The sequence below is a fragment of the Candidatus Cyanaurora vandensis genome, from assembly GCF_013285555.1.
Lineage (GTDB): Bacteria > Cyanobacteriota > Cyanobacteriia > Gloeobacterales > Anthocerotibacteraceae > Cyanaurora > Cyanaurora vandensis.
This window is the reverse complement of sequence record NZ_JAAXLT010000222.1, coordinates 1-6,266: the sequence shown is the minus strand read 5'-3', so window position 1 is coordinate 6,266 and position 6,266 is coordinate 1. Positions and strand designations below refer to the sequence as shown.

Below are 6,266 nucleotides of genomic sequence, written 5' to 3'. Positions count from 1 at the left end.
CCAGCCGACGTAGAGGCGATTGTTGGTGGAAGTAACCCAGTCGCAAAACTGGCCCCAGAGGGAGCGCGCTTGGCGGCGTTCAAGAGTAGCGGTCATTGGTGTTACCCAAGGTTTACCCTCCAATGTTATGTTCTCATTACCAAATTGTTACACCACACTCATTTAGATAAGTAAACTTAATTATTAAGAAAACTGATGACCGGGCGTTTCCTCATCCAAGACCCGTAAAACGGAACCGATTTCCATACCTAGCTGCCGTAGCTGTTGGAGAGCTTGCTGAAGTTGGCCTTCTTTGACCCAATGGGTAATGACCACAAGTTCAGCACGGGTACCCTGGCTGGCCTTCTGCACCACAGATTCCAAGCTCACCGCCGCTGTCCCAAAAGCGTGTCCCACGAGCCCAATCACGCCTGGTTGGTCCGGGACCTCAAGGCGCACATAGAAGCGGCCCCGATGCTCTAGGGCGGGCAGAAGTTCGGGGACACAGAGAGGTTCGCCCATGAAGTGGGGGTCTTGGAAGGTTTGACGGGCAACGATGTTTAAGATGTCGGACACCACCGCGCTAGCCGTCGGACCTGAACCCGCCCCCGGCCCGGAGAACATCACCTGACCTATGGGTTCTCCTTCCACCAAGACCGCATTGTCCGCACCTTGGACCCGATTGAGAGGATGGGCCTGGGGGACAAAGTGGGGTGAGACTCGCAAATATAAGGCCCCGGCTGCATTCTTTTCGGCTAAGGCCAAAAGTTTAATCCCGTAGCCTAGTTCTTTGGCATACCGTAAATCTTCTGAGACAATCCCGGTGATCCCTTCGCGGGGAATATCAGCCAGATCAACAATCGCTGTCCGAAAGACTAACGCACTAAGCAAAGCTAATTTTTCTTGGGCATCATGGCCCGCTACATCCGCCGTAGGGTCCTGTTCGGCGAAACCGAAGGCTTGGGCTTCTTTGAGGGCTTGGGTATAGGAGACACCACTCTGGGTCATCGCAGTGAGGATGTAATTAGTGGTGCCATTGATTACGCCGACGAGACGACGGAGACGGTTGGCCCCCAGGCATTGCCGGACGGGTTGGATCAGTGGAATGCCGCCGCCCACCGCTGCTTCAAATAAAAGGTAGACCTCCCGTTGACGGGCTAGGGCGGTCAAGGCCCGGTAGTGGCGAGCCAAGAGGGCTTTATTAGCACTCACTACGTGTTTACCTTGGTCTAGGGCCGTCTTGAGTAACGGTAAAGTAGACTCCACCCCGCCCAAGACCTCGACTACAACTTCAACTTCGGGGTCAGAAACCAAAACCATAGCATCTGTAGTCAAGAGGGCTGGGGGTACGGAGGGGTCACGGAGTTTGGTTAGATCTCGTACTGCGATCCCGACCACGGTGACTTGCTCTAGTAAGGGATCACGGCCTGCACGGTCAGTCAGAATTTGCCAGACCCCCGCGCCGACTGTCCCCAAGCCTAGGAGCGCAACCTTCATGTCCTAGAGATGCTTTTCAAGCGTCGTGGCTAGGGTCGCCTTAGGAACAGCACCAACAATTTTGTCTACTTTGGCACCGGATTTGAAGATCATGAGAGTCGGGATGGACTGGATCTCGTAGGTACTGGCGACCTGATGGTTATCGTCGGTATTGAGCTTGACCACTTTGATGCGGCCTGAGTACTGTTCGGCAATCTCGTCAACCACGGGTGCCACCATGCGGCAAGGACCACACCAGGGTGCCCAAAAGTCAACCAGGACCGGGATTTCAGAGTTCAGGACTTCTTGTTGAAAGGTCGAATCGGTGACGGGAAATGCCGCTGACATGTCCGGGCTCCTTTGAGCATTTATAACGATCCTCAGTCTAGCGTTGAGTGGGAGTCATTACCAAAGAATCCATAAAGGAACCGCCTGGGGGTTACCCAAGCGGAGTGTGGTGTGAGGAGTGAACGGAAACATGCGTCTCCGCTTTTTCCATTTTAATAGATTCTCCCTCTAATCCCCATCCTCTACTTTGGGTACAAATGGACCAAAATGAGAGGGACGGTTTGAGCCTAGGAAACCCATGCAAACGTTGATGCCGCCGACTTCTTTACTTACGCCCCGTCGCAAGACCCGTCCGGTCTCGGTGGGCAGCGTCATCATCGGCGGACAAGCTCCGGTGGTGGTGCAATCGATGATCAATGAAGATACCCTCGATATCGCGGGCTCTGTGCGGGCGATCCGGGAACTCCATAGCCTCGGCTGTGAATTGGTGCGCGTCACGGTTCCCTCCATAGCCCACGCCCGTGCCCTTGAAAAGATTCGCAAAACTTTAGAAGATACCTATCAGCCCGTGCCTCTCGTCGCCGATGTCCACCACGACGGGATGAAAATTGCGTTGGAAGTAGCTCGTCATGTGGATAAGGTCCGCATCAATCCCGGTCTTTACGTATTTGAACGCCGCCGCACCTCCGGCGAGTACACCCCCGAAGAGTTACAAGGCGTCCACCAAGCCGTCCGCGAAGCCCTCAAACCCCTAGTGGAAACCCTCAAGGAGCAGGGTAAGGCGATGCGGATCGGGGTTAACCACGGCTCCTTGGCGGAGCGGATGGTTTATACCTACGGCGACACACCCTTGGGCATGGTCGAATCGGCCTTGGAGTTTATCCGGATCTGTGAGGAGTTGAATTTTTATAACTTGGTCATCTCGCTCAAGGCTTCACGGGTGCCGGTGATGCTCGCGGCCTATCGGTTAGCAGCCCAACGGTTGGGGGATTACCCCTTTCATCTCGGAGTGACGGAAGCCGGGGACGGGGAGTATGGGCGGATTAAATCCACGGCGGGAATCGGGACACTGTTGGCGGACGGGATTGGCGATACAATCCGCGTCTCGTTGACTGAGGACCCCAAGCAAGAGATCCCGGTCTGCTATGGCATCCTCCAGGCCTTGGGCTTGCGTAAGACGATGGTGGAATACGTGGCCTGTCCGAGTTGTGGACGGACGATGTTCAACCTTGAAGAAGTCCTCAAAGAGGTCCGGGCTGCCACTATCCATTTAGTCGGTCTAGATATTGCGGTGATGGGCTGTATTGTCAACGGTCCCGGCGAGATGGCAGACGCAGATTATGGTTATGTGGGCAAAACCCCTGGTGTGATCGCCCTCTATCGCGGTAAAGAAGAGATCCGGCGCGTTCCTCAGGCCGAGGGCGTCCAGCATCTGGTGGACCTCATCAAGACCGACGGGCGTTGGGTGGACCCTTGAGTAGCTTCCAGTCCTACCGGGTCAATTTCCGCAAAAGTGGTCAAACGATTGTGGTCGAGGAATGGTTCACGATCAACCTCGCGGCCCGCAAGTTGGGGATTGACCTACCCACGGACTGCTGCCATGGCATCTGTGGGACCTGCGAAGTCTTGACTGAGCAACAGGGCCTAGTCCGCGCCTGTATGACCTTGGTCAATGAAGACCTAGATGTGGACGGTTGAACCTGATAGTGACCCTGACCGTCTCAAACTGTGTAATTGGAATGGAGACTGGACATGCAAAAGTTACTCGCGTTGACCATGGCTCTGAGTGTACCGTTTGTTCTTGCTTCAGCAGTTTTTGCCGGTGAAGTCAAAGGAACTGGCACCAGTAAAGGTCAAGGAACGGCCCAGGGCCGCGCCGGGGTCCGTGGTAATGGGACGGCTAGCGGTAAAGGCGTAGTCGTCTACCGCGATGGCAATGGCAAAGTTCGTTACAAGAAGGGCACCGGCACCACGAGCGGCAAAGGTATCGCCGTGGGTAAAGGTAGTGCCACGGGTACCGGCAAAGCTGCCGGTCAGGGTACTGCCACCGGCGCGGGTGATTCAACTGCCCGTCCTGTGACCCCGTAACTGAGTTTGGGGAGGTTCCGGGGGGAAGCCTCCTCAATTGAAGATGGGCCGCTGGGAGTACCTAGCGGTCCATTGTTTTTTGCGGCGTATCATCGTAGCAGTCTGTGGACCGGGCACACCATGACCCTGTTACCAACGCTGGCCACTGGGTGTGACCTATGATCTGAAAACTGCCCGATGGGTGTGGCATGGGTAAATGGCGCAACGCGGTTCTAGTTTTTTTCGGGGTGCTCATCCTGACCCTGGTTGGTGTTGGGGTCTATCTAGACCGGGGGTTGCCCGATGTGGGCGGGGTGCAGGACTTCCGGCCCGATGGCAGTCTTCAGATGCAAGCCGCCGATGGGACGGTGATTTACAACAAAGGCAGTGGTCCCCAGGCACGAGCCACCGCCGCCCAAATCCCCAAAGTCCTCCGCGAAGCCACGATTGCCAGTGAGGACCGCCGCTTCTATGAGCACAACGGGGTGGACTTAGCGGGCATTGGTCGGGCTGTGGTCAATAACTTCCGTCAGGGAGAGTTGGCTGAGGGCGGAAGTACAATTACCCAGCAGTTGGCGCGTATCCTTTTTCTGAATCGCGATAAGAACCTGAGCCGTAAATTTCAGGAAGCTCTGCTCGCCCTCAAGATTGAACAGACTTATAGTAAGGACGAGATTCTCGTTTTTTATCTCAACTATAGTTACTTCGGGGCCGGAGCCTATGGGGTAGCGGATGCCAGCCGGGTTTATTTTAATAAATCGGTCAATGATATTAATTTGAGTGAAGCAGCTTTACTGATTGGGGTCTTACCTGCACCGAGCGTCTATTCACCGCTCAATAATTTGGAGCTAGCTCGTAAACGGCGTGATGTGGTCCTCAATAAGATGGTCCGGGCCGGGTTTTTAAAAGAGACCGAGGCGAAACAGTCCATGGCTCAGCAACCACGCTATCGGTTTAACCGTGCTAGGTGGACTGCCAATAGTTATTTCACCAGTTATGTGGAAGGGTTGTTGCCGTCCTTGGTGGGGCGGGATGTCCTGGAACAGGGCGGTTTAGTCGTGATGACGACCCTAGACGCAGAGGCTCAAGCTATCGCCCAAAAGACTCTCAGCGCACGGGTCAAGAGTTTCCGTCGGGTGAGTCAAGGGGCCCTGGTGAGTCTGGACCCGACGACGGGAGCAATCCGGGCCTTAGTGGGCGGGGTGGATTTCACCCAGAGTCAATTTAACCGGGCGACCCAAGCCCGTCGTCAACCGGGTTCGGCCTTCAAAACCTTTGTTTATTTGACCGCCCTAGAACAGGGCTATGCTCCCACTCGTGTCTATGTGGACCGTCCCCTCGCCATGAATGGCTACAGTCCCAAAAATAGTGACGGGCGTTTCTTGGGTCCGCTCAATCTCATGGAGGCCCTAGCCAAATCCCGTAATCCAGTTGCCGTGGAACTCCTCTTGGATGTAGGCATTGCCCAGACGATTGCCACCTGTCGCCGCTTGGGGATTACCACGGACTTGCGACCCGATGCCACCCTCGCCCTGGGTTCCTCGGAGGTCCAACTTTTGGAATTCACCAGTGCCTACGGAGTCTTAGCGAATGGGGGAATACGGGTGGCTCCCGTGGCGGTATTACGGGTCCAAAACCGTCAGGGCCGGGTCATCTATGAGGCCAAACCGAGTTCTGAAGTGGTAGTAGACCCTCAGGTGAGTTGGATGATGACCCAGATGCTGCGCCGGGTGGTGACTCACGGCACCGGACGAGCGGCTCGCGTTAGCTTCCAGGCCGCTGGTAAAACGGGGACCAGTGACCGGGGCCGCGATCTGCTGTTTGTCGGCTATACCCCGCGCTTAGTCACGGGGGTGTGGCTGGGGAATGATGACGAAGCACCAACTGGGGGTTCCAGCAGTCTCGCCGCGCAAGTTTGGGGCCAGTTCATGCGGCAGGTAGGTCAGCCTAGCCCGGATTTTAAGGAACCTCCAGACTTGAATTCTGAGCGCAAGGGCCAGATCCTAGCCAGTGTGCAGGGTGAGACCACCAGCGTGAGCCGTCCCCGCCGTGAATCCACGGCGATTGGGGAACTGCCTGCACCCGCTGTGGAAGAACCTAGTGAAGAACCGCTTGTCCTCGCTGACCCTGCGCCACCTTCTGATGATCAACCCCTCGTTCTTCCTGAACCCGAACTTCCCTCATCCGTCCCCGAACTATCTCCTAGTGCCCCCGATTGCTACGACCCCGTGGTAAAAGCTCAGGATCGCCGTTGCCGTAACCGCAAAAATTGACCCAGTCGCGCCCGAGCAAGTACAATGAAGTCATAATCATTCTGACTTTGACTTGGGAGCGCACATGACGGTTGAGAACGTAGTGATTATCGGTTCGGGTCCGGCGGGTTATACGGCGGCAATTTATGCAGCGCGGGCCAACCTCAAGCCCGTCTTATTTGAGGGGCTGATGGCGGGTGGGCT

The 6,266-nt window shown here is 55.8% G+C and carries 7 protein-coding genes; 5 read left to right on the top strand and 2 right to left on the bottom strand.

The genetic code is table 11. The features are described 5' to 3' along the window. Nucleotides 1–183: 183 nt before the first annotated feature. Nucleotides 184–1,476: a homoserine dehydrogenase gene (locus HFM78_RS15670; protein WP_287130396.1), complete on the bottom strand. Its 1,293-nt coding sequence runs from the start codon at nt 1,474–1,476 to the stop codon at nt 184–186. A gap of 3 nt (nt 1,477–1,479) precedes the next feature. Next, entirely contained in the window at nt 1,480–1,803 is a 324-nt protein-coding gene (gene trxA / locus HFM78_RS15665; protein WP_287130395.1) for a thioredoxin, read from the bottom strand. Between the two features lie 238 nt (nt 1,804–2,041). Between trxA and ispG the strand changes: the two genes are divergently transcribed. From ispG to HFM78_RS16470, 5 genes are all read left to right on the top strand, one after another. Further along, nucleotides 2,042–3,220, top strand: coding sequence for a (E)-4-hydroxy-3-methylbut-2-enyl-diphosphate synthase (ispG, locus tag HFM78_RS15660; RefSeq protein WP_287130394.1), 1,179 nt, complete (start codon nt 2,042–2,044; stop codon nt 3,218–3,220). Further along, nucleotides 3,217–3,441 carry a 2Fe-2S iron-sulfur cluster binding domain-containing protein gene (locus HFM78_RS15655; RefSeq protein ID WP_287130393.1) on the top strand — a complete coding sequence of 75 codons (225 nt, stop codon included), beginning with the start codon at nt 3,217–3,219 and terminating at the stop codon, nt 3,439–3,441. Before ispG ends, HFM78_RS15655 begins: the two co-directional genes overlap by 4 nt. A gap of 54 nt (nt 3,442–3,495) precedes the next feature. Next, complete coding sequence (locus HFM78_RS15650; RefSeq protein WP_287130392.1) at nt 3,496–3,831, top strand: hypothetical protein; 336 nt, start codon at nt 3,496–3,498, stop codon at nt 3,829–3,831. A gap of 188 nt (nt 3,832–4,019) precedes the next feature. Beyond that, a complete protein-coding gene (locus HFM78_RS15645) occupies nt 4,020–6,083 on the top strand; it encodes a transglycosylase domain-containing protein (RefSeq protein ID WP_287130391.1) in 2,064 nt (687 codons plus the stop codon). A 64-nt stretch (nt 6,084–6,147) separates the two neighbouring features. Continuing rightward, a partial coding sequence (locus HFM78_RS16470; RefSeq protein WP_396035102.1) for an FAD-dependent oxidoreductase occupies nt 6,148–6,266 on the top strand: 119 nt, incomplete at its 3' end.

Excerpts from the sequence above, each read along its gene's own strand:
- HFM78_RS15670 (WP_287130396.1), bottom strand. The coding sequence starts at position 1,476 with ATGAAGGTTGCGCTCCTAGGCTTGGGGACAGTCGGCGCGGGGGTCTGG.
- trxA (WP_287130395.1), bottom strand. The coding sequence starts at position 1,803 with ATGTCAGCGGCATTTCCCGTCACCGATTCGACCTTTCAACAAGAAGTC.
- ispG (WP_287130394.1), top strand. The coding sequence starts at position 2,042 with ATGCAAACGTTGATGCCGCCGACTTCTTTACTTACGCCCCGTCGCAAG.
- HFM78_RS15650 (WP_287130392.1), top strand. The coding sequence starts at position 3,496 with ATGCAAAAGTTACTCGCGTTGACCATGGCTCTGAGTGTACCGTTTGTT.
- HFM78_RS15645 (WP_287130391.1), top strand. The coding sequence starts at position 4,020 with ATGGGTAAATGGCGCAACGCGGTTCTAGTTTTTTTCGGGGTGCTCATC.